General features: G+C 72.0%; 22 protein-coding genes, 1 tRNA gene and 1 pseudogene. 14 read left to right on the forward strand and 10 right to left on the reverse strand.

What is annotated here, in order from left to right:
• The first annotated feature begins 191 nt into the window (after nucleotides 1-191).
• From AAT21_RS22870 to AAT21_RS22880, 3 genes are all read left to right on the forward strand, one after another.
• Nucleotides 192-2,117, forward strand: a complete 1,926-nt coding sequence (locus AAT21_RS22870; protein ID WP_052757947.1) for a hypothetical protein — start codon at nucleotides 192-194, stop codon at nucleotides 2,115-2,117.
• Nucleotides 2,118-2,211: 94 nt separating this feature from the next.
• Nucleotides 2,212-2,418 carry a hypothetical protein gene (locus tag AAT21_RS22875; RefSeq protein WP_220819254.1) on the forward strand — a complete coding sequence of 69 codons (207 nt, stop codon included), beginning with the start codon at nucleotides 2,212-2,214 and terminating at the stop codon, nucleotides 2,416-2,418.
• 229 nt (nucleotides 2,419-2,647) lie between these two features.
• The gene (locus tag AAT21_RS22880) at nucleotides 2,648-3,985 is read left to right on the forward strand and encodes a sensor histidine kinase (RefSeq protein WP_079025894.1); all 1,338 of its coding nucleotides are present in this window, start codon (nucleotides 2,648-2,650) and stop codon (nucleotides 3,983-3,985) included.
• Here the strand turns inward: AAT21_RS22880 and AAT21_RS22885 are convergent.
• Nucleotides 3,888-4,778, reverse strand: a complete 891-nt coding sequence (locus tag AAT21_RS22885) for a nitroreductase/quinone reductase family protein (RefSeq protein ID WP_046778816.1) — start codon at nucleotides 4,776-4,778, stop codon at nucleotides 3,888-3,890. The genes AAT21_RS22880 and AAT21_RS22885 overlap by 98 nt on opposite strands.
• Before the next feature lie 235 nt (nucleotides 4,779-5,013).
• Nucleotides 5,014-5,086 (reverse strand) — tRNA-Arg (locus AAT21_RS22890).
• Between the two features lie 194 nt (nucleotides 5,087-5,280).
• Between AAT21_RS22890 and AAT21_RS22895 the strand changes: the two genes are divergently transcribed.
• Nucleotides 5,281-6,651 (forward strand): acyltransferase family protein, encoded by a 1,371-nt coding sequence (locus AAT21_RS22895; protein WP_052757948.1) that lies wholly within the window; start codon nucleotides 5,281-5,283, stop codon nucleotides 6,649-6,651.
• Between the two features lie 101 nt (nucleotides 6,652-6,752).
• On the opposite strand, the gene AAT21_RS22900 is transcribed toward AAT21_RS22895, so the two are convergent.
• Entirely contained in the window at nucleotides 6,753-8,423 is a 1,671-nt protein-coding gene (locus AAT21_RS22900; RefSeq protein ID WP_157879773.1) for a hypothetical protein, read from the reverse strand.
• Between the two features lie 561 nt (nucleotides 8,424-8,984).
• Here AAT21_RS22900 and AAT21_RS22905 point away from each other — a divergent pair.
• Nucleotides 8,985-9,923 (forward strand): beta-ketoacyl-ACP synthase III, encoded by a 939-nt coding sequence (locus tag AAT21_RS22905; RefSeq protein WP_046778818.1) that lies wholly within the window; start codon nucleotides 8,985-8,987, stop codon nucleotides 9,921-9,923.
• Nucleotides 9,920-10,693, forward strand: a complete 774-nt coding sequence (locus tag AAT21_RS22910) for a thioesterase II family protein (RefSeq protein ID WP_046778819.1) — start codon at nucleotides 9,920-9,922, stop codon at nucleotides 10,691-10,693. Before AAT21_RS22905 ends, AAT21_RS22910 begins: the two co-directional genes overlap by 4 nt.
• 96 nt (nucleotides 10,694-10,789) lie before the next feature.
• On the opposite strand, the gene AAT21_RS22915 is transcribed toward AAT21_RS22910, so the two are convergent.
• Entirely contained in the window at nucleotides 10,790-12,067 is a 1,278-nt protein-coding gene (locus AAT21_RS22915; RefSeq protein WP_046778820.1) for a M6 family metalloprotease domain-containing protein, read from the reverse strand.
• A gap of 273 nt (nucleotides 12,068-12,340) precedes the next feature.
• On the opposite strand from AAT21_RS22915, the gene AAT21_RS22920 reads away from it, so the two are divergent.
• From AAT21_RS22920 to AAT21_RS22930, 3 genes are all read left to right on the forward strand, one after another.
• Complete coding sequence (locus AAT21_RS22920) at nucleotides 12,341-13,078, forward strand: TetR/AcrR family transcriptional regulator (RefSeq protein ID WP_046778821.1); 738 nt, start codon at nucleotides 12,341-12,343, stop codon at nucleotides 13,076-13,078.
• 62 nt (nucleotides 13,079-13,140) lie between these two features.
• The gene (locus AAT21_RS22925) at nucleotides 13,141-14,679 is read left to right on the forward strand and encodes an MFS transporter (protein WP_046778822.1); all 1,539 of its coding nucleotides are present in this window, start codon (nucleotides 13,141-13,143) and stop codon (nucleotides 14,677-14,679) included.
• A gap of 110 nt (nucleotides 14,680-14,789) precedes the next feature.
• Nucleotides 14,790-15,614 (forward strand): dioxygenase family protein, encoded by an 825-nt coding sequence (locus AAT21_RS22930; RefSeq protein ID WP_046778823.1) that lies wholly within the window; start codon nucleotides 14,790-14,792, stop codon nucleotides 15,612-15,614.
• Here the strand turns inward: AAT21_RS22930 and AAT21_RS22935 are convergent.
• Nucleotides 15,611-16,258: a Uma2 family endonuclease gene (locus tag AAT21_RS22935; RefSeq protein ID WP_046778824.1), complete on the reverse strand. Its 648-nt coding sequence runs from the start codon at nucleotides 16,256-16,258 to the stop codon at nucleotides 15,611-15,613. The two genes, AAT21_RS22930 and AAT21_RS22935, sit on opposite strands and share 4 nt — an antisense overlap.
• 501 nt (nucleotides 16,259-16,759) lie before the next feature.
• Between AAT21_RS22935 and AAT21_RS22940 the strand changes: the two genes are divergently transcribed.
• Complete coding sequence (locus AAT21_RS22940) at nucleotides 16,760-17,737, forward strand: sigma-70 family RNA polymerase sigma factor (protein WP_046778825.1); 978 nt, start codon at nucleotides 16,760-16,762, stop codon at nucleotides 17,735-17,737.
• 99 nt (nucleotides 17,738-17,836) lie between these two features.
• Here the strand turns inward: AAT21_RS22940 and AAT21_RS22945 are convergent, their stop codons facing one another.
• The gene (locus AAT21_RS22945) at nucleotides 17,837-18,808 is read right to left on the reverse strand and encodes a helix-turn-helix transcriptional regulator (RefSeq protein ID WP_046778826.1); all 972 of its coding nucleotides are present in this window, start codon (nucleotides 18,806-18,808) and stop codon (nucleotides 17,837-17,839) included.
• A 63-nt stretch (nucleotides 18,809-18,871) separates the two neighbouring features.
• Between AAT21_RS22945 and AAT21_RS22950 the strand changes: the two genes are divergently transcribed.
• On the forward strand, nucleotides 18,872-20,446 hold the full coding sequence (locus tag AAT21_RS22950) for an MFS transporter (RefSeq protein ID WP_046778827.1): 1,575 nt from the start codon (nucleotides 18,872-18,874) through the stop codon (nucleotides 20,444-20,446).
• Nucleotides 20,447-20,745: 299 nt separating this feature from the next.
• Here AAT21_RS22950 and AAT21_RS22955 read toward each other — a convergent pair whose 3' ends face one another.
• The gene (locus AAT21_RS22955; protein WP_046778828.1) at nucleotides 20,746-21,516 is read right to left on the reverse strand and encodes a DUF6227 family protein; all 771 of its coding nucleotides are present in this window, start codon (nucleotides 21,514-21,516) and stop codon (nucleotides 20,746-20,748) included.
• A gap of 192 nt (nucleotides 21,517-21,708) precedes the next feature.
• Between AAT21_RS22955 and AAT21_RS22960 the strand changes: the two genes are divergently transcribed.
• Nucleotides 21,709-22,350 (forward strand): vitamin K epoxide reductase family protein, encoded by a 642-nt coding sequence (locus AAT21_RS22960; RefSeq protein ID WP_046779029.1) that lies wholly within the window; start codon nucleotides 21,709-21,711, stop codon nucleotides 22,348-22,350.
• A 116-nt stretch (nucleotides 22,351-22,466) separates the two neighbouring features.
• Here AAT21_RS22960 and AAT21_RS22965 read toward each other — a convergent pair whose 3' ends face one another.
• Nucleotides 22,467-22,877, reverse strand: coding sequence for a rodlin (locus tag AAT21_RS22965; protein WP_030649254.1), 411 nt, complete (start codon nucleotides 22,875-22,877; stop codon nucleotides 22,467-22,469).
• 277 nt (nucleotides 22,878-23,154) lie between these two features.
• Here AAT21_RS22965 and AAT21_RS34645 point away from each other — a divergent pair, with 277 nt between their 5' ends.
• Nucleotides 23,155-23,604 carry a hypothetical protein gene (locus AAT21_RS34645; protein WP_052757949.1) on the forward strand — a complete coding sequence of 150 codons (450 nt, stop codon included), beginning with the start codon at nucleotides 23,155-23,157 and terminating at the stop codon, nucleotides 23,602-23,604.
• A gap of 147 nt (nucleotides 23,605-23,751) precedes the next feature.
• The gene (locus AAT21_RS22975; RefSeq protein WP_030845163.1) at nucleotides 23,752-23,991 is read left to right on the forward strand and encodes a chaplin; all 240 of its coding nucleotides are present in this window, start codon (nucleotides 23,752-23,754) and stop codon (nucleotides 23,989-23,991) included.
• A 104-nt stretch (nucleotides 23,992-24,095) separates the two neighbouring features.
• Here AAT21_RS22975 and AAT21_RS22980 read toward each other — a convergent pair whose 3' ends face one another.
• The gene (locus tag AAT21_RS22980) at nucleotides 24,096-24,443 is read right to left on the reverse strand and encodes a hypothetical protein (RefSeq protein WP_046778829.1); all 348 of its coding nucleotides are present in this window, start codon (nucleotides 24,441-24,443) and stop codon (nucleotides 24,096-24,098) included.
• A gap of 177 nt (nucleotides 24,444-24,620) precedes the next feature.
• Nucleotides 24,621-25,236: pseudogene (locus AAT21_RS38190) on the reverse strand (hypothetical protein); the annotation flags it as partial.

A 25,236-nucleotide genomic window follows, 5' to 3' on the forward strand; every position in this document is an offset into this window, starting at 1 on the left:
GTCCTCGGACGGCCACGGACGCCGCAGTGAGAGCGCTGATCCGGCGCCCCGGGCAACCCCGGGGCGCCGGTGCGCGTCTAGCGAGTGTCCGCCCGGTCCGCCGGCCGGACGCGACAGGGCCCAGGCCCTGTCGTCGGACCCGGGACGCGCGGACGCGTGCCGGTGGGATCCATGTGTTGGGGAGTGCGGCAGTGACCACCGCTGAGCAGCAGGGCAGGCGCGGAGCAGCCGTCCCGTCGGCAGCCGGTGGCGGCCCGGGCCGTGGCGCCCTGCCGCCGCAGCAGGGGCAGCAGGGGCAGCAGGGGCAGCAGGGGCAGCAGGAGCCGCCGGAGGGGCCCCCGCGGCGCACCCGTAGCCGCGTCCTCGATCCGCTGCGCCGCCACCCGGTGGCCGTCGCCACCGTGGTCGCGGCCGTGCTGCACGTCGTCTGGTTCCTCGCCTTCGCCAACAGCGGCGGTGACCTCGCCGCGCAGGACGCCTGGGCGGAGTTCGTGGGCCGGCATCCCGACTCGGCCTACAACCTCGCCTGGTACGGCGGCATGCATCCCGTCTCGTACAGCGTGGTCTCGCCGTACCTCATGCACATGCTCGGCGTACGGACCACGATGATGATCGCGGGCACCGTCTCGGCCGGGCTCCTCGCCCTGATCCTGACCCGCTGCCGCGGGGCCGTGCGGGAGCCGCTGTGGCCCGCGCTGGCGGGGGCGTACGGGCTGTTCTGCAACGCGCTCTCGGGCCGGGTCACCTTCGGTCTCGGTGCGATGTTCGCCCTCGGCGCGGTCGCGGCGGTCTTCTGCTGGCCCCGCAAGTGGGCGCGGCGGCGCTGGGCGAAGGCCGCGGTCGCGGCCCCGCTGGCCGGGATCGCGACCGCCGCCAGTCCCGTCGCGGGCCTGTTCCTCGGGGTGGTCGCGGCCGCGCTGTTCCTGAGCCGGCGGCGCCCCGGTGCGTACGCGCTCGGGCTGGCGCCGGTGGCCGTGGTCGGGCTGTCGGCCTGGCTCTTCCCGTTCTCCGGGACCCAGCCGATGAAGATCGGTTCGGCGGGGCTGCCGTTCCTGTTCGGGCTGCTGATCTTCTTCCTCGTGCCGCGGCGCTGGAAGACGGTCCGGATCGCCGCCGCGGTCTACGCCCTCGGGGTCTTCCTGACCTGGGCGATCGACTCCCAGGTCGGCTCGAACGTCACCAGGATGGTGATGCTGTTCGGCGGCGCCGTGCTGCTCGCGGCCCTCCCGTACGAGGTCCCGCGCTCGCGGCGGTGGTACGGGGTGCTGCTCGCGTTCGTCGGGCTGAACGCCTGGATCACCACCAACAGCATCACGGACATCGTCCGCACCACCCCGGTGGCCGCCTGGAACCGGGAGCTGGCCCCGCTCGTGGACCAGCTCCAGAAGGCCGGCGCGGACCGCGGCCGGGTCGAGGTGGTGCCCGTCAGCAGCCACCGCGAGTCCTCCGCCTTCCCCTCGTACGTGAACCTCGCGCGCGGCTGGAACCGGCAGGCCGACCTGGAGCGCAACCCGCTCTTCTACGACGACACCCTCACCGCCGACAGCTACCGGGCGTGGCTGGAGCGCTGGGCCGTGCACTACGTGGTGCTGCCGGCCGACAAACCCGATTCGGGCGGCGAGGACGAGGCGAAACTGGTGCGCGCGGGGCTCCCGTACCTCCAGCAGGTGTGGGGCGACGCGAACTGGCAGCTCTTCAAGGTCGACGCGCCGGCGAACCTGGTGAGGGGGCCGGCGAGCGTGGTGCGGGCGGGCGCCGACCAGCTGGTCATCGACGTGAAGCAGGCCGGGCGGGTGCTGGTGCGGATCCCGCACTCGCCGTGGCTGGGGCTGGTGGACGCGGCCGGGAAGCCGGTGCCGCCGCCGCAGGAGACCGCGGAGTCCAAGGCGCGGGGTGCCGTGCCGAAGGAGTTCGCGAACACGGCCGGCTGCCTGTTCAAAGCGCTCCCGGACGGTGAGGGCGACGTGTGGACCGAGCTGCTGGTCCCGGGGCCGGGGGAGTACCGCGTGGCGGGGAAGTACCAGCTGCCGCGAGGCACGCCCTGCCCGGAGGAGGTCATCCGGGCGGCGTTGGGAGCGCCGGAACGTCCGGCTTCGGCGACCGGCTCGACTCCTTGATTTCTTTACGTTCCGGTCCGGGTGCGTTGCTCCGTATATATGCATACGATCCCAGTAGTCCGATTGGGTGCTTCCTGAGGGAGTTGACGACGGGATGAACAAAGAGCAGAAGCGGGACGTCCGGGCGGCCATCGCGAAGGCGCAGGAGACCACCTCCCAGCCGCCCCGCCCCCCGGGCCACGGCTTCGACGGTCCTGTACGGAGCAAGGTCAAGGGCGGACTGCACACGAAGGCCGATCTCAAGCGGGCCGGCACTCCGCAGGGTGACCGCATCGGCGAACGCACCAGCGGCCTGAGCTGACCCCGCAGTCGCAGGGGTCGCATCCGCGATGGCGCAGCCCTTCCGGCCCCGGCCGGGAGGGCTTCGAGCGCCCTGAGTCATGGGCCGGCCGGGAGCGGGCCGGGCCGGGCCCGGCGCGTCGGGCGGGTCCGATCCGGACCGGCACAGCTCGATTACGGCCGGATCTCGCGGGATCAGGCCGGATCCCGCCGCTCACCCGCCCGGGCGGGCCGATTACCGTGACCTGACCATGAACGAGATGCAGCGCGGAGCGCGGCTGCGGCCCCGCCTGCGGCTGCCGGCCTGGACCTCGACCCTGACCTGGAAGGCCGCGGTCTTCATCACCCTGATGTGCTGCGGGCTCGCCGCGCTGCTCGGGTGCCTCGTGCACGGTGCCATGACCCGCCAGACCGTCGGCACGGCGCGCGAGAAGGCGCTCACCAAGCTGGAGCGGAGCATCCAGGGGTACGAGACCGGCGCGCGCCTGCCCCGGGGCGAGGGCATCGACCCCGCGGGCCTGCCCCCGGGGCTGCACGCCATGGCGCGCGGCGGGAAACGCGGCACGGAGGTCGGCACGCACCGCGGGCGCCCCGTGATGTGGGCGGCCGCGCCCGCCGAGGACGGCACCGCGATCGCGGTGTTCGTGGACTTCCGCGGAGCCGAGCGGACCATCCTCAACCTCGACCGCGCCATCCTCGGCTCCTCGGGCCTCGCCATCGGCGTCACCCTCCTCATCGGCGCGGCCGGCGTCACCCGGATCACCCGGCGGCTGCACGTGACCGCGCAGGTGGCCCGCCGGATCAGCGCCGGCGACCTGGACGCCCGGGTCGGCGACGCACCCCGCAACAAGGACGAGGTGGCGGCGGTCTCCCGGGCCCTGGACACCATGGCCTCCTCGCTCCAGCGCAAGCTGGAGGCGGAGCAGCGGTTCACGGCGGACGTCGCCCACGAGCTCCGCACCCCGCTGACCGGCCTGAACGCGGCAGCCGAGCTGCTGCCGCCGGGGCGCCCGGCCGAGCTCGTACGGGACCGGGTGCGGGCGATGCGCGCGCTGACCGAGGACCTGCTGGAGATCTCCCGCCTGGACACGCGCAGCGAACGCGTGGAGCTGGACACGCACGACCTGGCCGACCTGGCGGCCCGCACGATCCGCGCGTCCGGGACGGACACGGCCCTGACGGTGCTGGCCTCCCCGCGGGTGGAGACGGACCGGCGCCGCCTGGAGCGGATCCTGGGCAACCTCGTGGCCAACGCGCACAGGCACGGTGCCGCCCCGGTCACGGTGACGGTGGACGGCCCGACGCTGACGGTGACCGACGCGGGGCCGGGCTATCCGGAGTACCTGATCGCGAACGGCCCGCAGCGGTTCCGTACCGAGGGCACGAACAAGGGCCACGGGCTGGGCCTGACCATCGCCGTCGGCCAGGCGCAGGTCCTCGGCGCCACCCTCGCCTTCCGAAACCGGGCGGAGGGCGGCGCCGAGGCCCGCGTCACGCTCCCAGAGCCCGCAGCACCGGCAGCAACTGAGCCTCCTCCCGGTCGAGATGGGCTTCCAGCTCCCGGCTCATGCGCTCGACCCGCTCGCTGAACCCCTCGCCGAACCTCTCGCCGGCGGCCGGCCCGCTGCCGGGCCCGGTCGCGTCCAGGGCCCGTACGAGCTCCTCCTGAAGCCGTGCGATGACGCGGTGCTCGGCGTCGACACGGCGGAAGAACTCCCTCATCTGCGGATGCTGTTGCTCCAGGTACGGGAAGAGCCCCGCGTCCTCGCTGCGGTGGTGGAACTCCAGGGTGTGGCAGAACGCCAGGCAGTGCTGGCGCAGTTGGAGCCCGAGCGAGGCCGCCCCGTCCTCCCGGGCGCCCGCCTCCCGCGCGCCGTCCGCCGCGAGCTCCCGTACGTGGGCCAGCTGCGCCCGCAGCCAGCCGTGCACGCTCAGCAGCTTCCCGGCGATCCCGCCCTCCTCCTCGGGGGCCTCGTGCGTGCGCTGCAGCGCCACGACGGGGATCACCCGCGCGGTGCGCTCCTGGTACTCCCCGTACCCGGGCTCGGCACGGACGACCTGCGCGAACAGCTCGTCGCGCCGAGCCCCGGCGGCGGGCACGGCGACCGCCTCGTACTCCTCGGTCCCGGTCTCGACCTGGACGAGGGGGCGGGCGAGGAGATTGTGGTACCAGGCGGGGTGCCGGTCGGCCCCGGCGGCGGACGCGACGACGAGCGGCGTGCCGCCGTCGTCGCGCAGGAACCCGAGGGGGACGGTGTGCGGCGTGCCGGACCTGGCGCCGGTGGTGGTGAGAAGGAGCAGCTCGGCCCCTTCGAAGGGCCCGCCGACCTTGCCGGCGTTGGCCCTGAACTCTGCGATGACGTTCTCGTTGAAAGATGACACGGAGTGTGGATGTCCTCACGGTGTGTGCGTGCGTGCGACGGCAGCGTCTACAACCGAGGGAGATCACCCGTAGCCGGTGGCGTATGTGCCCATGGGCCCGGTCCTTCACAAGCAGGTGCCTGCCCAACCACCGCCCGGCCCACATCTCAGTAGGCGGCGTCACGCGACACGTGCGCCATCCAACCACAACGCGAAGAGGACCCCCAGCCGTTTTACGGCGGGGGGTCCTCGACTGTGCCCTCGGCAGGATTCGAACCTGCGACACCGGCTTTAGGAGAGCCGTGCTCTATCCCCTGAGCTACGAAGGCGGGCGTGGCCTCGGCGGAGACCGCCTCGTGACCGCTGACAGCCTAGCGGATCACCCTGCCCGCGGTCGCCCCGATTGCGGTGCGGTTCGGCTTCGCCCTGACGTCCCGTCGGCGGGGCGTCGCGCGGTGTGGCCGACCTCACCCCTCGGTGGATCGTTGCTGCCGGGTGTCGGACGTCGGATATCGTCCCTGCGGTGAAGCTCATACCCATACTCACCCGGCGGACGTCCGCCGCGCCGGCCACGGAGCCGGCCGCGGCGTCGGGTGCCCGGCTCGGCTGGCTCGACGCGCTGCGCGGCATCGCCGCCCTGATCGTGGCACTTCACCACTTCGACGTCCTGCGGATGCTGCCCTTCGGGGGCGCCGTCTGGCGGAACTTCGACATGGGCCTGTTCGGCGTCATGCTCTTCTTCATCGTCAGCGGCTACATCATCCCCGCCTCCCTGGAGCGGCGGGGAGACGTCCGCGGCTTCTGGATCGGCCGGATCTTCCGGATCTACCCGGCCCTGATCGCCGCCTTCGTCCTGTCGATGATGATCCTGCCGGCCGGGGACGGGTCGGTCGCGCTGCTGCGCACCGGTGACAACCTGGCCTCGCTGGTGGCGAACGGCCTGATGCTGCAGGACCTGCTCGGCGTGATCAACGGCATGAACGTCACCTGGACGCTCTGCTACGAGATGGTCTTCTACTTCCTCGTCACCGCCCTGTTCACCCGCGGTCTGCACCGGCACAGCGCACCGATCGCGGTCGGCCTGGCCGGCCTGGCGCTGGTGACCGGTACGGCCGTCGGCACCCAGCTGCTGAACGCGGAACTCGGCTCGACCCGCATGCTCCTGCTGATCGTCACGCCGGTCGTCCTCGTGGGCCTCGCCGGTGTGCTCAGCGGCAACCGCACGCTGACCGGGGTGGGCGCCCTGCTGCTCGGCGGCATCGGCCTGGTCCTGGTCACGCTGAACGGCCGGGCCCCCGCCTTCGAGACCTGGATGATCTTCTCGACGATGTTCGCCGGTACGGTCGTCTACCGGGCGCAGCACGGGCAGCTCGGCCGGGTCCCGGCCCTGCTCGCCTGCGGGTTCGTCGTCGTCGCGGGTGCGCTGGCCGGCCGGCTCTACAACCACGGCAAGGTCCTCGACCTGACCTGGTCCTCCGGCTGGAAGGCCTGGTCGGTGGCCTACCTGGCGGCGTGGGCGCTCTTCGCCGTCGGTTTCCTCCTGCGCAGGCGCCGCTTCCCGAAGGTGCTGACCTGGCTCGGCGCCATCAGCTTCTCCGTCTACCTGCTGCACATCCCGCTGCTGCGCACCATCGAGCCGCTGCTGGGCATTCCGCCGCAGCCGTCCTCGACGCTCGGCAGGATCGCCTGGACGGCGATCTTCCTCGGTGTCGTGGTGGCCGTCAGCCACCTGATGTACCACCTGGTCGAGATGCCGATGCAGCGCCTGGGCCGGCGCGTGCAGAAGGCGGTGGAGCGGCGTCGTCCGGCGGACCGGCCCGCGGCCCCGGCCCCGACCGCGTCCGCGACCAGTGCCGAGCCCGAGCCCGCCCTCTCGGGCCCCCGGGCCGACTGAGCCAGGCTCCCCGGAGCGGGCCGTGCCCCGGAACCAGCCTGTGCGGCTGGTTCCGGGGCACGGTCGTACGGGCGGCCGGGGCCGCTCGGTGAGGGCGGGGGTCAGTCCTTCTCGTAGAAGCCGAACATGTCGACGACGAGGTGCGTGCGGTCCCAGCCGCGGTTCCAGAAGTCGATGACGCCGGTGGCTCCGGTGCTCGCCTGGACCAGGTTCGGTACGGTCTCGCCCTTCGTCCAGTTCAGGTTGGAGGAGTTCGGCGGGGTCGGCCACTTCGCGGTCTCGTTCAGGTACTGCGCCCAGGTGTTCGGGTCCGGGGCGACCGTGAGGTGCCCGCTGCCCTGGGTGTCGGTGACCGTGGTGTTCAGGACGAACGCCGTGACCGTCGGGTCGCCGTCCGACAGCGGCAGCCAGCGGTAGTCCTGCCCCTCGACCGGGAAGTCCCACTCGCGCGAGTCGTGCAGACGCGTCGGCGGCGTCGGGATGTAGGAGGCCTTGCTGCCGGGGCTGTAGTAGCCGACGACGTCCACGATGACGTCGGCCGGGTCCCAGGCGCCGTTGCGGATGTTGATCCTGCCGTCGGAGCCCACCGGGACGATCACCGAGTTCGCGATGGTCTGACCGGCCTTGAAGTTCACGTTCGACGTGCCCGGCGCCGCCTGCCCGCTCGGGAAGACGGTCAGGTGCCCCGCGCCGCGGGGGGCCGTGACGGTGACGTTGAGGGCCACGGCGGTGACGCCGCTCGCCGGGACCGCGCCGTTGCCGGCGACCTGGAGTCCGAACGTGCTCTGCCCGGCGACCTGACCCCAAGTGCCCTGGCCCGTACGGCTGTCTGCGATACGGAACGGGTTCAGTGAGGTGTAGCCGCCGGCGCTGGCGGAGGGGCTGAAGTAGCCGGTGACGTCCGCGAGCAGGTCGACGTCGCCGTAGCTGCGGTTGACGAGCTCGACGTAGCCGTCCGCACCGACCGGCACGATGGTCATGTTCGGCACGGTCTGACCCGCGACGAAGTTGACGTTCGAGGTGGTCGGCTGCTCCGTGCCCGACGGGTAGGCGGTGATGTGGCCGCCGGAACGGGGGCTGACGACGGTGATGTTGAGCGCCACGGCGGTCGCGTCGGCCGGGATGCCGCTGTTGCCGCCGACCTTCACGCGGGCCACGCCGTACGGGGAGACCGGGCGGTTGGTGCCGCCGATTCCGGACCGGGTGTCGAGCAGCCGGGTCGGAGTGTGCGGGGTGAACTTCGAGCCGAGGGACTGGACCTCGACGCTGTTGGTGGCGGTCACGTTGTTGTTCTGGTCGGTCAGAGTGACCGTGACCTTGTGCTTTCCGACCTCGGCGAAGGTGTGCTTCGAGGTCAGGAGCTTCGTCCTGGTGACGTGCTCGGTGTCGGTCTTCCCGTCGCCCCAGTCGATGTCGACCCGGACGGGGGTGTCGACGCCGGTGGTGACCTGGGACGCGAGGCTGATGCCGCGCGCGGTGGTGGCCGTGGCGCGCAGGTCGACCGCGAGGCCGGCGTTGTCCTTCGCGGCTCCCGCGGTCCCCGCAGCTCCCGCGGCCTGAGCGGCCGCCGCCTTGCCGGTCGTACGGACCGTGCGCTCGGCCGGGCTGTGGAAGACGGCGGACTTCGCCGCTGCCGCCTTCGCGGCTTCCACCTGGGCGGAGACGCTCCCCTGGCGCTCCGCGGGCTGGTCGGCGGCCTGGGCCGCGGTCGGTACGAAGCCGATGGCTGCCGCTACGACGGCAGCCGAGATCATGACGCGGTGTCGGTGCACCGGTCCCCCCTTGGTATTGAACTGGTTCAGAAAGTGAAGCGCGTTCAAGGTACGCATAGTCGCCGGTCGATGCGAACGTATTTTCGATACGCGTGAACGCCTTGCCGATGGGGACGACGGGGCGTGCGTGCCGGTTGCACCGAAAGTGATCGAGTTTGATCGCGGGGGTTCTCGCTGGCGAGTGAGGGCGTCCGCGGCGTCCGGGGCGTTCGGGGTGCCTGGTGTCCGGTTCGGGGTGGTTCCGCCCGTCGCCCGGGGGTCGGTTTCGAGCCGTTCGGATGTGGCTTGAACGACTGGGGTGCGCTGGCGGGAAATGGCCGCCCGGCGGTGACGTACGCCAGGGTACGGCGGAGCCTGGTCGAGGGACCACGGGGTCGAGCCCGCCCCGCCCCTCCGGCGACTTCAGCACGCGATCTTGACCCACGCCCCGTCCCTGGACGACTGTGGCGCGGATCGGCTGGTGGGCGTGAGCGCCGTAGGGGGCCGGCCGGGCCGCTGCTTAGGCTGACCATGGGTCAATCCGGATCCGGGTCAGGGTCCATGGAACGAGGAGAAACACTGATGGTCGGGTCCCGCGTCCTTTCCTTCGGCCACTATCAGCCGTCGAAGGTGTTGACCAACGCCGATCTGGAGCAAATGGTCGAGACCACTGATGAGTGGATTCAGAGCCGGGTCGGGATCAGGACCCGCCGGGTGGCCGCCGCGGACGAGTCGGTTTCGGACATGGCGGCGAAGGCCGCAGCACACGCTCTGGCCAATGCCGGGCTGACCGGAGCGGACATAGATTTCGTCATCGTGGCCACCTGCACCGCGCAGGACCGCTCTCCCAACATGGCGGCCCGCGTCGCGGCGGCCGTCGGCGCCAGGTCCCCGGCCGCGATCGACGTGAACACGGCCTGCTCTGGATTTCCGCACGCGCTGGCGCTGGCGGACCAGAGCATCCGGACCGGTTCCGCGACCAAGGCCCTCGTCATCGGCGTGGAGAAGCTGACGGACTTCGCCGACTGGACCGACCGCACCACCTGCGTCCTCGTCGGCGACGGAGCCGGCGCGGCCGTCGTGGTCGCCTCCGAGGAGTCCCTGGTCAGCCCGGTCGTGTGGGGATCCGTACCCGAGATGGGGCACGCCGTCCGCATCGAGGCGCCGTCCCACACCTTCTCCCAGGAGGGGCAGTCGGTGTACCGCTGGGCCACCACCGCCCTGCCGAAGGTCGCGCTCCAGGTGTGCGAGCGGGCGGGCGTCAAGCCCGAGGACCTGGGCGGCGTCGTCCTGCACCAGGCCAACCTGCGGATCATCGAGCCCCTGGCCCGCAAGATCGGCGCGGTCAACGCCGTCATCGCCAAGGACGTCGTCGACTCCGGCAACACCTCGGCCGCCAGCATCCCGCTCGCGCTCTCCAAGCTCGTGGAGCGCGGCGAGATCGCGAAGGGAGCCCCCGTGCTGCTCTTCGCGTTCGGCGGCGGCCTGTCCTACGCCGGCCAGATCATCCACTGCCCGTGACCGGGACGGACGACATGACCACGGTGAAGTCCTCCTCCGCCGCCCCCTGGTGGCCGCTGCTGCGGCTGCGGGAGGCGGCCGCGCCCAGGCTGCGCCTGCTGGTGTTCCCGCACTCCGGCGCCGGCCCCAACACCCTCTTCCCCCTCGTCGATCCGCTGCCCGACGACGTCGAGGTGCTCGGACTGTCGCTGCCCGGCCGGGAACGCCGCTTCGGCGAGACCCCCGGCTGCCGTCTCGACGAGGTGCTGGACTCCGTCACCGACGAGGTGCTCGGCCGGGACCCGCTGCCCACCGTGGTCTTCGGCCACAGCCTCGGGGCGCTCCTCGCGACCCGCGCCGCGCAGCTCCTCGGCCCGCACTGCCGCGCCGCCGTCGTCAGCGGCCAGGTACCCGGGCGGACCCGGCGCCGGGCCCACGCCACCAGCACCCAGGAGGACGCCGTCCGGCTGCTGCGGGACGGCGGCGGCACCCCGGACTGGGTCCTGCAGGACCCGGACATGCTCGCCCACGTCACGCGCGTCCTGCGCGCCGACCTCGACCTCGGCCGGGAGGCCGCCGTCGGGTTCGAGGACGTGCGTCTTGACGTGCCCCTGCACGTCATCGGGGGCACGGCCGATCCGCTGGTCCCGCACGAGCCGCTCGACGGCTGGGCCGAGCACACGACCGGCCCCTGCTGGGTCCGCCGCTTCGACGGCGACCACTTCTTCCTCCTCGCCGACGCGCACCGCGGCGCCGTCGTGGACATCCTGCGCGAGGCCCTCGCGCACTGATCCTCACTGGTCCGCACCGGCGGCCGCCGCGCCCCCGGACGGCCCGCGAGGGCGTACGGGCGGCGGCCCCGGAGCCTCCAGCGGCCCGGGAGGATGTCAGGGCCGGATGATCCGGACCTGGTAGCTGCCGTCGCGCAGTTCGCCCACCACCGAGATGCTGATGCCGGCCTTGTCGTCGGTGAAGGTCTCACCCGGCCGGAACGGGGCGTCCGACAGCTCGGCGTGCACGTTGGGCCGACGGGTGCAGCCGCCGCTCGCGCTCGAACTGTCCGACACGGTCACGGGGCCCTGCCCGGTGTCCACGTCGGAGTCCACCTTGTAGATGAGGACGCCGGGCTGGCAGACGGCCTCGTCGTTGCCGGCCCGGGTCCGCACCTCCACGGCGTACCCGGCGCTCTCCGACAGCGGGACGAACGCCAGCTTCATGCCGCCCTCCGCCGCCAGCGGGGTCAGGACGTGGTCGCTCGTACCGGACTTCGACGCACAGGAGATCTGGGTGCTGTCCAGCCAGCCGAGCTTCCACTTGTGCCAGCCCATCAGGTCGTTGTTGGCGCCCCAGTCCTCGCTCATGATGTCCCAGTGCCCGACCGTGTTCCCGCCGTCGGAGGTGTAGAGGTCGGGCAGCCCGAAGACGTGCCCGTTCTCGTGCGGCAGCACCCGGTAGCCGGTCTCCCGGTAGGTCCCGGAGCCGTCGTCCTGCCGGCTGTAGACGAAGGACGTGTTGGACAGCGGCACCCCGTCGGCCGTCGGCGCCTCGCCGTTGCCCGAGAAGGTCACCGACAGCACGGTGTCCAGGGCGGACGGCCCGGCGTTCGGCGTGACCAGGATGTTGACCAGGTCGTACCGGCTGAAGTCCACCTCGGAGTCGGCGGCCTTCGCGATGTGCTCGACGAGCTGCCGGTAGCCCGGCTCGTACGAGGACCCGCGCTCGATCCCGTACGCCGCGAACGGCATCGGCATCCGCAGCCAGGTCCCTATGGGCGCCTCGGCCCGGTAGGTCAGGCGGCCGTAGGAACTGGTGCGGAACCAGTCGGAGGTCTGCGGGAAGAACTCCGCCAGCCGGTCCAGCGCCGTGCCCTCGCCCTTGGCGTCGGGGAAGTCGATCATCAGGTTCAGTGCCCGGACCTCTCCCGTCGAGCGCGAGTACCCGGGCGGGGTCGGCATGCCCTCGGACATCTGCACGCCCATCGTCCCGGCGATCCGGCACGGCGCGAGCGCCGATTCGACGGTCGTGGCCACCGGTCCGGCCGCGGACTGACCGCGTCCGGATATCCCCGTGCTCGCGGTCGCCGTGACCCCGATCGCCAGCGCGGTCAGGCCGATGTACGCGCCGGTGAGGTGTGGTCTGCGTATCCGGCGGCGGGTCTGCGTCATGGAGCTCGCCCTCGGGTCCGCGGCAGCCGGCCGTGTCCGGTCTGCGCCCTGTGCGATTCACCCTCCGCCGGGCGCGCCGCGCCCGCGCGCCGGGAGAGGCCAAACGGTGAGGGGCGGCCCTCGGCGGCGTGACCCGGCTCACACGAGGGAGTGAAATAACCGGGGATCGGTTCCCCGTTTGTACGTGAGTCCCCGCCAAGCGGGGAACGGCTCCCCGTTTGGGGGGCGGCCCGTACCGCCCGATCCGACCACCGCCCCAGGGAGGCCCCGGAGATGAAGCGCCCCGCCCCGACCGCCCCGACCGCCCCGGCGGCCCCGACCGCCCCGACCGCCCCGGCGGCCCCGGAGGCCGGCCGGGCCTGCGGCGCCCACGCCGCCCGCGCGGGCGCCGCACCGCGACCGCGCGCCGACGCCGTCCGCAACCGCGAGCGGATCCTGGCGGCGGCCCGCGAGGCCTTCGTCGAGTTCGGCTCGGCGGCCCCCCTCGACGAGGTGGCCCGGCGGGCGGGCATCGGCAACGCCACCCTCTACCGGCACTTCCCCGACCGCGACACCCTCGTCCACCACGTCGTGCTCTTCACGACCGAGCGGGTCACGGCCTCGGCCGAGGCCTCACTCGCCGAGGAGCCGGACGCCTTCGCCGCGCTGTGCCGGTTCACGCACGCCGCCGCCGACGAGCGGATCGGCGCCCTGTGCCCGATGCTCGCCGACGGCTTCGACCAGGACCACCCCGAACTCCTGGCGGCGCGCACCGCGTTGGCGGAGGCCGTCGAGACTCTGCTGGCCGCGGGGCAGGAGTCCGGACTGGTCCGCGCGGACATCGGCGTCGGCGACCTGATGGTCGCCCTCTCCCAGCTCAGCCGCCCCCTCCCGGGCACCGCATGCTTCGACACCGACCGCTTCGCCCACCGTCATCTCCAGCTCTTCCTCGACGGGCTGCGGGCCCCGGCCCGCTCCGAACTCCCCGGTTCCGCCGCCACGTTGGAAGACCTGACGCTGAAAACCATGTGACACCGCAAAAGCTTACGAACTAGCATTTTTCAGTCATTCCGCACAGTGAAGTGGGTATCCCCATGCCGAAAACAGCCGCGACACCCGTGTCGGCTGCCGATCCCAGCCGCTGGAAGGCGCTCGTCTTCATAGCCCTGGCCCAGCTGATGGTCGTCCTCGACGCGACCATCGTGAACATTGCCCTGCCCTCCGCCCAGACCGACCTCGGCATCTCCGACGGCAACCGCCAGTGGGTCATCACCGCGTACGCGCTGGCCTTCGGCGGACTGCTCCTCTTCGGCGGCCGCATCGCCGACAAGTGGGGCCGCAAGAACGCCTTCGTCGTCGGTCTCGTCGGTTTCGCCCTGGCCTCCGCGCTCGGCGGCGCCGCGAACGGCGAGGCCATGATGCTCGGCGCCCGCGCCCTCCAGGGTGCCTTCGGCGCGCTGCTCGCACCGGCGGCCCTCTCCCTGCTCGCGGTGATGTTCACCGACGCCAAGGAGCGCGCCAAGGCCTTCGGCATCTACGGCGCGATCGCGGGCGGCGGCGGCGCCGTCGGCCTGATCCTCGGCGGCTTCCTCACCGAGTACCTCGACTGGCGCTGGACCTTCTTCGTCAACATCCCCTTCGCGGTCGTCGCGGCCGTGGGCGCCTGGATGGTCATCCGCGAGCCCGCCGGCTCCCGCAACCGCGCCCCGCTGGACATCCCCGGCGTGCTCCTGTCCACCACCGGTCTCGTGGCCCTGGTGTACGGCTTCACCCGCGCGGAGTCGGCCGGCTGGTCGGACACGGTCACCGTGGCCATGTTCGTCGCCTCGGCGGTCCTGCTCGCGGCGTTCGTCTTCGTCGAGTCCAAGGTGAAGTCCCCGCTGCTGCCCCTGCGCGTCCTGCTGGAGCGCAACCGCGGCGGCGTCTACCTCTCGCTCGGCCTGGCCGTCATCGCGATGTTCGGCCTGTTCCTCTTCCTCACCTACTACCTGCAGGTCGTGAAGGGCTTCTCGCCCGTCAAGACCGGCTTCGCCTTCCTGCCGATGATCGCGGGCATGATCCTGGGCTCCACCCAGATCGGTGCCCGCCTGATGACCCGTGTCGCGCCGCGCCTGCTGATGGGCCCGGGCTTCCTGGTCGCCGCGGCCGGCATGCTGCTCCTGACCCAGCTGGAGGTCGGCTCCTCCTACCCGGCGCTGATCCTGCCGGCGCAGCTGCTGCTCGGCCTCGGTATGGGCACGGCCTTCATGCCGGCCATGTCCCTGTCCACGCACGGGGTGAACCCGGCCGACGCCGGTGTCGCCTCCGCCATGGTCAACACCTCGCAGCAGGTCGGCGGCGCCATCGGTACGGCGCTGCTGAACACCATCGCCGCCTCGGCCACCACGGCCTACCTGGCCGGCCACGCGGCCGAGGCCGCCGCCGGCGGGGCCGCGGCCAAGCTGGTGCAGGCGCAGGCCATGGTCGAGGGCTACGCCTCCGCCATCTGGTGGGCGGTGGGCATCCTGGCCGCCAGCGCGGCCATCGCCCTGGCCCTGATCAACACCGGCCGTCCGGGCGCGGGCGACCCGGTGGCCTCGGGGTCCGGCTCCGCCGAGGACGCGGAGTTCAAGGTCCCGGTGATCGCCCACTGATCCGGGCCGCACGCCTGCGGGAATGACTGCACACCCCGCTTGGTTCAAATTTGAACCAAGCGGGGTTAGTCTTTTCGAGGCAGCCCTGAACGACGACGGAGGAGCGCCCCATGACCCCGGCCACCGCACCCCACGCCCCCACGGGCGCGCCCCCCGGCGGGACGCGCATGCCGGCGCTCTACCTCAGCCACGGGGCGCCGCCGCTCGCCGACGACCCGGTCTGGCCGGGCGAACTGGCCGCCTGGTCGGCGGACCTGCCCCGCCCCACGGCGATACTCATGGTCTCCGCCCACTGGGAGGAGGCCCCCCTGGCCCTCGGCGCCACCGAACCCGCCCCGCTCGTATACGACTTCTGGGGCTTCCCCGAGCACTACTACCGGGTCCGCTACGGCGCCCCGGGCGCCCCGGAGCTGGCCGCCTCGGTCCGGGCGCTGCTGCGGGCCCCCGGCACCCCGGTCCAGGACATCCCGGACCGCGGCCTGGACCACGGCGCGTACGTCCCGCTGGTGGAGATGTACCCGGAGGCCGACATACCGGTCCTCCAGATATCCCTGCCGACGCTGGACCCGCGCCGCCTGATGGACATCGGCCGCACGCTCGCACCCCTGCGCGACGAGGGCGTCCTCATCGTCGGCAGCGGCTTCTTCACCCACAACCTGGCCGCGCTGCGCCACACGGGCCCGGGCGTCCCCGCCTGGTCCGCGGAGTTCGACGCGTGGGGCCACGAGGCGCTGGCCGCCGGCGACATCGACGCCCTGCTCGACTTCGAGGCCAAGTCCCCGTCGGGCCGCCTGGCCCACCCCCGTACGGAACACTTCGCCCCGCTCTTCGTCACCCTCGGGGCGGCCGACGCCACCGGCGACCTCGCAGCCCGCCGCGACCCGGTGGACGGCTTCTGGATGGGCCTGTCGAAGCGCAGCCTGCAGTTCGGCTAAGAAGTTCCCCTCAAGGCCCCGGTGATCGACTCGTCGATGGTGAATCCCTTGGCCGGTCCCTCGGGTACGGTCACCGCTGTCCCGTACGGCACGGTGGTCTCGGAGGCGTACCGCGCCTCACCCGGAACAGGGTCGAACAGGACGGTGACGCTGCCATGCCCCTGATAGTCATCGATGATCACGTACACGGGAATCCCGGCCCGGGCGTACGCCCGCCGCTTGCGGTCACGGTCGCGGTCGCGACTGTCCGCGTCGGGTGACACCACCTCGGCGACCAGATGCACGGCGGCCGCGTCGATGCCGAGCCCGCCTTCCACGACGTGCTCCTCGGCATCCTCCAGGGCGACGAACACGTCCGGGATCCAGACCTTGCGCCCGTGGATCACGTTCATGTCCTGGTACGCGGTGAATTCGCCGCCGCCGAGTGCCGTGTCCAGCGCGCGGCGCAGGCGATTGGCGGTCCGGGCGTGTGAGTAGCGTCCCGTCGGTGACACCTCGATGAACCCCTCGACGATCTCGGCGTGGTAGCCCTCGGGGAGTTCCATGGCCTTCCACGCCCGCCAGAGGACATCGTCGAGGTCCGACGGGGGAGTCGTGACCTTCGGCATGGCGGCCTCCAGCGTCTCGTGGGCGAGAGCGGTCATGGTTCAGCACCTCCTCATCAGTGTGGGCGTCGCCGACCGGGCGGCACAAGCGACGTCCCCGACGCTACGGAGGCCACGTCCCGTGCCGCCTAAATATGCCCCGGCCCTCACCCGAACGGGTGTCCAGGCAACCAGAAGCCCGCGGGGGCCGTCCTCAGGGGTGGGAGTGCAGCCAGGGCAGCACCGCTCCGAGTGAAGGCGGTGACGCCGAGCGTGACGGCCGTCTCACGGGCGCGAGTCCGCGGGCTGTGCCGGAACCGACCCCGTTCCTGGGCTGACCTGCATTTCTTCGAGGCCGTGCGATATTCGGCCCCCTCTCGTGGCGGGGCAGGATACTGCAAGATCTCGAAAAAGAGGGACCGGCGTGGGAATTCTGTCCCGTTTCCAGTCGTTGTTTCCTTCGGAAGCGGGCACTCGGGAGAGTGTCCGAGGGCGCACCACCGCACCACGGTGGCCGTCCGGCAGCCGCACCGCGACCGAACTCATCGCAAGGGAGCACGCATGGCAACCCGCGCCGTCGCCCGCCGTCAGTCCACGAGCAGCGCACGCGCTGTGGGCGGGGAGATCGCAGACCGCGACCTGGTCGGGATGTACCTGGACGAGATCGCGCGCACCCCGCTTCTCGATGCCGCCAGGGAAGTGGAGCTCTCCCAGATCATCGAGGCCGGTGTCTACGCCCAGCAGATCCTCGAAGGCGCGACGGAGCGCGAGGGGGACACGCCCACCCGCGAGGAACTGGAGGCGCTGGCCGCCGAGGGGGAACGGGCCAAGGAAGTGTTCATCCGGTCCAACCTCCGCCTCGTCGTCGCCGTCGCCCGGCGCTATCCCCGCAGCGGCCTGCCCCTCCTCGACCTGATCCAGGAGGGCAACGCCGGCCTGGTCCGCGCCGTGGAGAAGTTCGACTACACCAAGGGCTTCAAGTTCTCCACGTACGCCACGTGGTGGATCCGCCAGGCGATCACCCGGTCCATCGCCGACCAGTCCCGCACCATCCGCCTCCCCGTCCACCTGGTCGAGGAGCTCGGCCGGATCCGCCGCGTCCAGCGCGAGTTCAACCGGGAGAACGGCCGCGAACCGGAGCACGCCGAGATCGCCGCCGAGCTGGACTCCACGGAGAAGCGCGTCGGTGACGTACTGGACTGGGCGCGCGACCCGGTCAGCCTGAACATGTCGGTGGACGACGAGGGCGACACCCAGTTCGGTGACCTCCTGGAGGACACCTCGGCGATCTCCCCCGAGCAGTCCGTGCTCTCGCTGCTGCGCAGCGAGGAGCTGGAGGACCTGCTGGGCAAGCTCGACCAGCGCACCGCGTCGATCATCAAGATGCGGTACGGGATCGACGACGGCCGCGAGCGGACCCTGACGGAGGTCGGCAAGCAGCACGGCCTGACCCGCGAGCGGATCCGCCAGATCGAGAAGCACGCCCTGCTGGAGCTCAAGCGGATGGCGCGCGACACCGGCTTCGACGCCGTGGCCTAGCCGATGTCCGGGCCGCCCTGTGGCCGAGCCCCCTGAACGAGCCCCGGTGCCTATCCCCCCCAGGCGCCGGGGCTCCCCTTCGGGCCCAAAGGGCTGTCCTCAGCCTTCCGGCGCCTCCCGCGGGGAACCGGCTCCGGTCAGGCGTGCGCCCAGCAGGCGGGCCGCCTCCGCCAGGGAACCCGGTGCGCGGACCGTGAAGGGCAGGCCCGTCAGGGCCAGCCGGGCCGCCAGCCACTCCGGCGCGTCCCGGCTCTCGAAGCGGACCACGGCCGGCGTGCTCCCGCCCGGCACCGCGGCCGCCCGCAGCCACTCCGGCAGCTCCGCCGCGCCCGCCTCGAAGGCGACCTCCACCGCGTACGTCCGCGAGCCGTGCGCGCCGAGCCCCCGCCGTACAAACTCCTCCGGGTCCATCGGCAGCTCCCGCCGCGCGAACCGGGCCCCCGTCGCGAAGGGCTCCGCCACCCGGTCCACCCGGAAGGTCCGCCAGTCCTCCCGCTCCATGTCGTAGGCGACGAGATACCAGCGGCTGCCCGTGCTGACCAGCCGGTACGGCTCCACCAGCCGGCGCGTCTCGGCCCCGTCCCGTGCCCGGTAGGCGAACCGCAGCCGCTCCGGCCCCGCCACCGCCGACGCCATCGTCGTCAGCGTCCGCGGGTCCACGCTGGCCCCGTCCCCCCGCGTCAGCGCGATGGTGGCCGACTGCAGCGTGCCCACCCGGTGCCGCAGCCGCGACGGCAGGACCTGCTCCAGCTTCGCCAGAGCGCGTACGGAGGCCTCCTCGACCCCCTCGATCGCATGCCCGGCCCCCGCCCGCAGCCCCACCGCGATCGCCACGGCCTCCTCGTCGTCGAGCAGCAGCGGCGGCATCGCCGCTCCCGCCACCAGCCGGTAGCCGCCCTCGGCCCCGAGCGTGGCCTCCACCGGGTAGCCGAGCTCCCGCAGCCGCTCGATGTCGCGCCGGATGGTCCGCGCGCTCACTCTCAGCCGCTCCGCCAGCTCGCTCCCCGGCCATTCGCGCGGGGTCTGGAGAAGGGACAGCAGGGAGAGCAGCCGTGCCGGTGTGTCGGTCATGTGATCCAGGTTGCCAGCCAAATAGGACACGCACTGACCTACATCCCGTCTAGGTTTCTCCTCATGACCACCGAGACGTCCAAGACGCTGCCCGAAAGAGAGAACGGGCCCGTACAAGAAGAGCGGAACGACGTAGCCCACGACGCACCCAGCTCACCCCCCGACCGCCGCCGCTGGCTGGCGCTCGCCATCGTGATGACCGCGGCCTTCATGGACCTGGTCGACGTCACGATCGTCAACATCGCGATACCCACCCTGCGCCAGAACTTCGGCGCGTCCACCAGCGCCATCCAGTGGATCACCGCCGGCTACGCGCTCGCGTTCGCCGCAGGTCTCATCACCGGCGGCCGTCTCGGTGACATCTACGGACGCAAGCGCCTCTTCCTCATCGGTATCGCCGGCTTCACCACCGCCTCGCTGCTCTGCGGCATCGCGGCCGACCCGGCCATGCTCGTCGCCTCCCGCATCCTCCAGGGCGGTATGGCCGCCATGATGGTGCCGCAGGTGCTGGCCATCATCCACGTCACCTTCCCGCCCCAGGAGCGCGGCAAGGTCTTCGGGATGTTCGGCGCGATCGTGGGCCTCGGTGCCGTCTCCGGCCCCATGCTCGGCGCGCTGCTCACCGAGTGGAACCTCTTCGGCCTCGAATGGCGCCCGATCTTCCTGATCAACCTGCCCGTCGGTATCGCGGGCCTGATCCTGGGCCGCAAGTTCATCACCGAGTCCAAGGCCCCGCAGGCGCTGCGGCTGGACCTGGTGGGTGTGGTCCTGGCGACGCTCGCCCTCGTCATGCTGATCTTCCCGCTCACCCAGGGCCGCGAGAACGGCTGGCCGGCGTGGGGCTTCATCCTCATGATCGCTTCGCCGTTCGTCTTCGCCGTGTTCATCGCGTACGAGATGTACAAGACCAAGAAGGACGGCTCCCCGCTCGTCGAGCTCTCCCTCTTCAAGGTCAAGAGCTTCGCCGGGGGCATCGCGGTCCAGCTGACCTTCGGCATCGCGACCGGCATCTTCTTCCTGGTCTGGACGCTCTACATGCAGATGGGCCTCGGCTGGAGCGCCCTGCGGGCCGGCACCACCGGCATCCCCTTCTCCATCGCCGTCTCGGTGGCCGCCGGCCTCTCCGTCGAGAAGCTCGTCCCGCGCTTCGGCCGCAAGGTGCTCCAGGCGGGCGCCCTGGTCATGGCCGCGGGCCTGATCCTCTACATCTGGGAGTCCGAGCACTACGGCATGGAGATAGCGTCCTGGCAGATGGCCGCCCCGCTGATCCTCATGGGCATCGGCATGGGCCTGATCGTCGCCCCGCTCAACGACACCACGCTGTCCGAGGTGCCGCGCCGGGACGCGGGCTCGGCCTCCGGCCTGATCAACACCACCGGTCAGATGGGTAACGCGCTGGGCCTCGCCCTGACCTCCGTCGTCTTCTTCGGGCTGATCGAGGACGACATGGTCTTCGGCCCGCCCTACGTCGAGGCCTTCCGCGGCGCGCTCTGGTGGGTCGTGGGCGTGCTGGTGGTCATCTCCGCGGTGATGTTCATGCTGCCGCGCAAGGCGATCCCGATGGAGGAGCGCGAGGGCGCCGCCGAGCACGCGGGCAGCACCCCGGTCGGCACTCCGGAGAAGGTGCCCGCCCTCTAGTGCTGTGACCGGAAAGGTTCACCGGGGCACGGCGCCCGGCACGGCACCTCGCCGCGTTGTCGGACCACGCACGTACGTCCAGTACGAGACATGGCCCTCCGCCTTGCGATGCACCGCACCGGACACCGCGACCCGGCAAACCTTTCCGGTCACAGCACTAGCGAGCTTCACTGCAGACATGCCCACCCGTCACGGGTGGGCATGTCCGTTTCCCCTGGCCGGATTCCTCGTCGCCGCTGCCCCGGGACACCCCGACGCGGCCGGGACGCGGGACGGGCGGACGGGACGGGCGGCAGCGCTCAGCCGACGCGGGCGCGGAACTCCATCGCCCCGCGCGCGGCGGCCTCGCTCTCGTACACCTCGCACATGTGCCGCCCGTCGGGTGTCGCCGTGTGCTCGACCTCCCACAGGCTCAGCTCGGTCCCGTCCAGCAGCACGAAGGCGTGCTCGTAGAGGTTGAAGCCGGCGTCCCGCCCGTTCGACAGGGCCTGCCGCGTCCCGAACGCCTGCGTGATGTGGTGCGCGTACGCCGAGCGCAGCAGCGCCGCCACCCGCTCGCCGGGCCGGTCCGCGTTCTCCGCGCGGCGCAGCACCCGCCGGGCGTGGTCGGCGGACTCCTCCACCACGTACTCCCGGTGCCGGGCCGCCGGCGCCGGGGTGGCGAACAGCGCACCGAACGCCGCCGGACCGCCGTCCGGTTCCTCCTCGCCCGCGAGCGGCACCGGATCCGGGACCGCCCCGGCGGCGGACTCCCCGAACAGCCGGGCCACTGCCAGGCAGGTCTCCGCCTTGCTGGTGAAGACCTCGTGCCGCACGGCCCCGTCGCCCGTCGGCCGGTACGACAGCTCCCACAGCGAGACCGAGCCGCCGTCGGCCAGCAGATAGGTGTGCCGGCGGGTCTCCCGCCAGACACCCGCCGCCGGATTGTGGTGGGTGGTGCAGAGCGAAGAGCTGTGGGCGAGCGCCGTGCCGAGGCGCTCCACCAGCCGGTCGGGCAGGTCGAAGGAGTTGAGGGCGCGGCCGAGGAGTCGGTCGAGGTGCGCCTCGGTTGTCTCGTACGGATCGCTCAAGGTGGGTCTCCAGGCCGTCGCAGCTTGTCACTTCGCGGAAGCTCAACGTAACCCCTGGCTCTGACATCACGTCCGGGGTTCGGTAAAACGTCCGGGAAGCATCGGAGGTTCCCGCCACACCTTCAGGTCAACTTGCGTACGAATGCTCACGGTTGGGACCGCTCTGGGCGGAGACGGGGGATTATGGGCCACATGGCAACGAATACAGTGGGCCTCCCGCGCCAGCAGGTACGGCCCCGCAGTGGACATGAGGGTGAACGCGGCGGCGCGCCAAAGGGATTGGCGTGGCTGCTGGCCGTCACCGGCGCGGCCGGAGTGCTGGCCTCCTGGGTGATCACCCTCGACAAGTTCCTCCTGCTGGAGGACCCGGACTTCAAGCCCGCCTGCAGTCTCAACCCGGTCGTCTCCTGCGGCAGCGTGATGCAGAGCGAGCAGGCGCAGGCCTTCGGCTTCCCCAACCCCATGCTGGGGCTGGTCGCCTACGCCGTCGTGGTCTGCGTCGGCGCAGGTCTGCTGGCGGGCGCCCACTACCGCGGCTGGTTCTGGCTGGGACTGAACGCCGGCACGCTGTTCGGCGTCGGCTTCTGCAGCTGGCTCATGGGCCAGTCGCTCTACGAGATCAACGCGCTCTGCCTGTGGTGCTGCCTGGCCTGGGTGGCGACGCTGCTGATGTTCTGGGCGGTCACCGCGCACAACGTCCGTACCCGCGTGCTCCCCGCCCCCCGCCCGCTGCGGGTCTTCTTCACCGAGTTCGGCTGGGCCCCGCCCGCCCTGCACGTCGGGGTGATCGGGATGCTGGTCCTCACCCGGTGGTGGGACTTCTGGACCGGCTGAGCGGCACGTGCGCGGCACGTACGAGGGCCCCGGCAGCTGGACGCTGCCGGGGCCCCTGTCACATCACCGCGCGGGCCGGCGGGCCCGGCCCCGCCCACCGGGCGGAGCGGCGGGCGTCAGCTGCCGACGGAGGCGTTGCCCGAGAGGACCGGGATGTTGTCCAGGATGTGCGAGAGCGGCTCGTCGCCCTTGGCCTGGGTGGAGTTCTCGGTGCACTGCTGGTTCTGCGGGTTGGACAGGACGTTGATGTCCTGGACGCCGATGTTGAGCGCGGCGATCAGCGACTGGGCGTTGACCTTCGCCGGCAGGCCGATGCAGGGCTTGTTCAGGGAGCCCTGGACCAGGCTGAGCTGCGGGCTCTGGTCGCCGTGGGTCTTCTGGTTGCCGTAGATCTGCTGGGCACCGTTGCCGTTGACGGTGTTGACGCCGTTGTCGTTGCCGATGGCCATGGCCGGGGCCGCGGCAGCAGCGCCAGCGCCGACGGCAACGGCGGAGACCGCGGCGGCGGTCATGAACTTCTTGAACATCTTGATCCTTTTGTCGCACGAGTGCCCGCTGATGGAGCGCCCTGGTCAACTGCCCGGTCAGGGGGTTGGTTCCGCTCCTTCACTCAAACGGCCCGCGCGTCCCCACGTTTTCCCCAGCCCGGGTGAGCCGCCTGCGGACACGTGCGCGAAGCCCGTACGCGACCCCAGTCGCCCGTGCTCCTGTTGCGCTCCGTGCGAGGTGTTCCCACGGTGAGTCAAGGAGCGGCCCGACCGGGTCCGCCCGCGAGTCCCCGTGTCCCCACGTGAAGGAACCTCCATGCACCGCACCAGGCCGTCCCGTGCCCGTCTTCTCGTCCCCTCGGCGCTCGCCGTCGTCATGCTGACCGGCGCGGCGGCACCCGCGAGCGCAGTCGACTCCGGGTCCGGTGCGGTGTCCACCAAGGCGGCCCCGGCCGGCCCGATCGACGACCTCGTCAACGGGCTCCTCGCCCAGATCAAGGCCCTGCTGCCGGCGGGCGTCACCCTGCCGGACATCAAGATCCCGGAGATCGAACTGCCCGAGATCGAGCTGCCGGAGATCAACCTGCCGGGCATCCCGGGAGTGCAGCTCCCGGAGATCCCCGAGGTCGAGATCCCCGAGCTGCCGCCCCTCACCCCGCCGGCGCTGCCCGTTCCGGCGGCCCCCGCGGACCTCGTGCCGGAGGTTCCCGACGTGCAGATCCCCGACGTCCAACTCCCCGCGGTCCAGCTCCCCGCCGTCCCCTAAGCGGCCCCGAAACGGCAACACGGTGAAGGCGATTGAGCCGAACAGGTCTGATCGTGTGCGAAACCGTGTCGTCGGGGAGTGTCGAACCGTTTCGCTCGGTGTGAGCCCCGGAGCGGGGCGGAACGTCGAACAGAAGGTGCACTTCCCATGAACTCTGCCAAGAAGGCCGCCCTGGTCCTGGCCACCGCTGGTCTCGCCGCGGCCGGCGCCGCCGGCTCCGCCGTCGCCGACTCGTCGGCCGAGGGCGCGGCCGTGGGTTCCCCCGGCGTCCTCTCCGGCAACCTGCTCCAGGTCCCGGTCCACGTCCCGGTCAACGTCTGCGGCAACACCGTGAACGTGATCGCCCTGCTGAACCCGGCGTTCGGCAACGTCTGCGTCAACGACTGACGCCGTCGCACAACCGACCGTGGGCGCCCCGGCCTTGCCGGTGGCGCCCACAGTCATGTCGGCGGGTGCCGGACGCGACCCGGCCCGGATCCGACCGGCGTGGATCAGCCCTTGCCGCCGTTGAGCTGTACGCCGCCCAGCATCGGCGACGCCTGGGTGGCGCCGTTCGCGAGGCCGAGGACGGTTCCGGGCACGTCGTTGCGGACCTTGTTGACCTTCTGGGCCGTGCCCACGACCTTGTTGACGGTGTCCCCCTGCTCGGCCAGTCCGTTGCCCACCGTCTGCGGAAGGGACTCGGTGACGGGGGCGACCGAGTCCAGGGTCTCCGTGACCCCGCCGGTCAGGCTCATGGGGGGCATCGCTGCCGCCGGCCCGGCGGCGAACGCGGTACCGGAGGCGCCGAGGGCGGCGACGGAGCCGACGACGACAGCGGCGACCTTCGTGAGCTTCATTATCGAAATCCTCTTCTTTCGTGGACAGAGGCGTCAACGGCGACCGGCGCCGCTTTCGCCATGCGTAACGATTCCCGTGCGCCGTGGAAACGCGGACGCGCGGGTACATGACAGCGGCCGGAGAATCCGAGAGGGATTCTCCGGCCGATATTTCTTCCGATTACCGGTATTGCCCGGTCAGGAGATGCGCGACCGCCGGTACAGAATCGCGCCGCCCAGGATCAGGGCGGAGGCGAGGGCCGCCGCGGCCGCGGGCTGACCCGCACCCGTCTCGGCCAGCACGGGCCCGCCCACCCCGGCGGAGGCCGGAGCCGGGGCCGGCGCGGGGACCGGTGCGGGCGCCGCCTCGGGGGCGGGAGCGGGTGCGGGCGCCGGCGGGACGTAGACGGGGATGTCGCCGCCGGGGGCGGCCGGCGGCTGGTCCGCCGGCGGTCCGGCCTCGGGGGCCGGCGCCGGGGCCGGGCGCTCCACGGGATGGCTGCCGTGCGGCGGCGCGGGCGGCGCCTCCTCGACCACGGGGGCCGGGCCGGGCGCCGGGGCGGGGAGCGTGTGCGGAAGCTCCTCGGCCGGAGGCTGCGGCGCGGGCAGCGGCATGGGTGCCTCCGCGGCCGGCGGCTGCGGGGCGGGCGCCGGAGCCGGGAGCGGTACGGGCTGCTCCGCGGGCGGCGCGGGCTGCTCCTGGACCGGCTGCGGGAGGGGCAGCGGGGCGGGGTGCTCCTCCACCGGCTCCGGCTTGGGGTGCGGGTGCTCGGGTGCCGGCGGGGCGTGCTGCGCGGGCGGGGGCGGCGCGGGG

The organism is Streptomyces yangpuensis, assembly GCF_001005295.1.
In the GTDB taxonomy this organism is placed as follows: domain Bacteria; phylum Actinomycetota; class Actinomycetes; order Streptomycetales; family Streptomycetaceae; genus Streptomyces; species Streptomyces yangpuensis.

Coding starts and splice junctions, on each gene's coding strand:
- AAT21_RS22875 (WP_220819254.1), top strand. CDS start 2,212: ATGAACAAAGAGCAGAAGCGGGACGTCCGGGCGGCCATCGCGAAGGCG.
- AAT21_RS22880 (WP_079025894.1), top strand. CDS start 2,648: ATGAACGAGATGCAGCGCGGAGCGCGGCTGCGGCCCCGCCTGCGGCTG.
- AAT21_RS22905 (WP_046778818.1), top strand. CDS start 8,985: ATGGTCGGGTCCCGCGTCCTTTCCTTCGGCCACTATCAGCCGTCGAAG.
- AAT21_RS22915 (WP_046778820.1), bottom strand. CDS start 12,067: ATGACGCAGACCCGCCGCCGGATACGCAGACCACACCTCACCGGCGCG.
- AAT21_RS22920 (WP_046778821.1), top strand. CDS start 12,341: ATGAAGCGCCCCGCCCCGACCGCCCCGACCGCCCCGGCGGCCCCGACC.
- AAT21_RS22925 (WP_046778822.1), top strand. CDS start 13,141: ATGCCGAAAACAGCCGCGACACCCGTGTCGGCTGCCGATCCCAGCCGC.
- AAT21_RS22930 (WP_046778823.1), top strand. CDS start 14,790: ATGACCCCGGCCACCGCACCCCACGCCCCCACGGGCGCGCCCCCCGGC.
- AAT21_RS22935 (WP_046778824.1), bottom strand. CDS start 16,258: ATGACCGCTCTCGCCCACGAGACGCTGGAGGCCGCCATGCCGAAGGTC.
- AAT21_RS22940 (WP_046778825.1), top strand. CDS start 16,760: ATGGCAACCCGCGCCGTCGCCCGCCGTCAGTCCACGAGCAGCGCACGC.
- AAT21_RS22945 (WP_046778826.1), bottom strand. CDS start 18,808: ATGACCGACACACCGGCACGGCTGCTCTCCCTGCTGTCCCTTCTCCAG.
- AAT21_RS22950 (WP_046778827.1), top strand. CDS start 18,872: ATGACCACCGAGACGTCCAAGACGCTGCCCGAAAGAGAGAACGGGCCC.
- AAT21_RS22960 (WP_046779029.1), top strand. CDS start 21,709: ATGGCAACGAATACAGTGGGCCTCCCGCGCCAGCAGGTACGGCCCCGC.
- AAT21_RS22965 (WP_030649254.1), bottom strand. CDS start 22,877: ATGTTCAAGAAGTTCATGACCGCCGCCGCGGTCTCCGCCGTTGCCGTC.
- AAT21_RS34645 (WP_052757949.1), top strand. CDS start 23,155: ATGCACCGCACCAGGCCGTCCCGTGCCCGTCTTCTCGTCCCCTCGGCG.
- AAT21_RS22975 (WP_030845163.1), top strand. CDS start 23,752: ATGAACTCTGCCAAGAAGGCCGCCCTGGTCCTGGCCACCGCTGGTCTC.
- AAT21_RS22980 (WP_046778829.1), bottom strand. CDS start 24,443: ATGAAGCTCACGAAGGTCGCCGCTGTCGTCGTCGGCTCCGTCGCCGCC.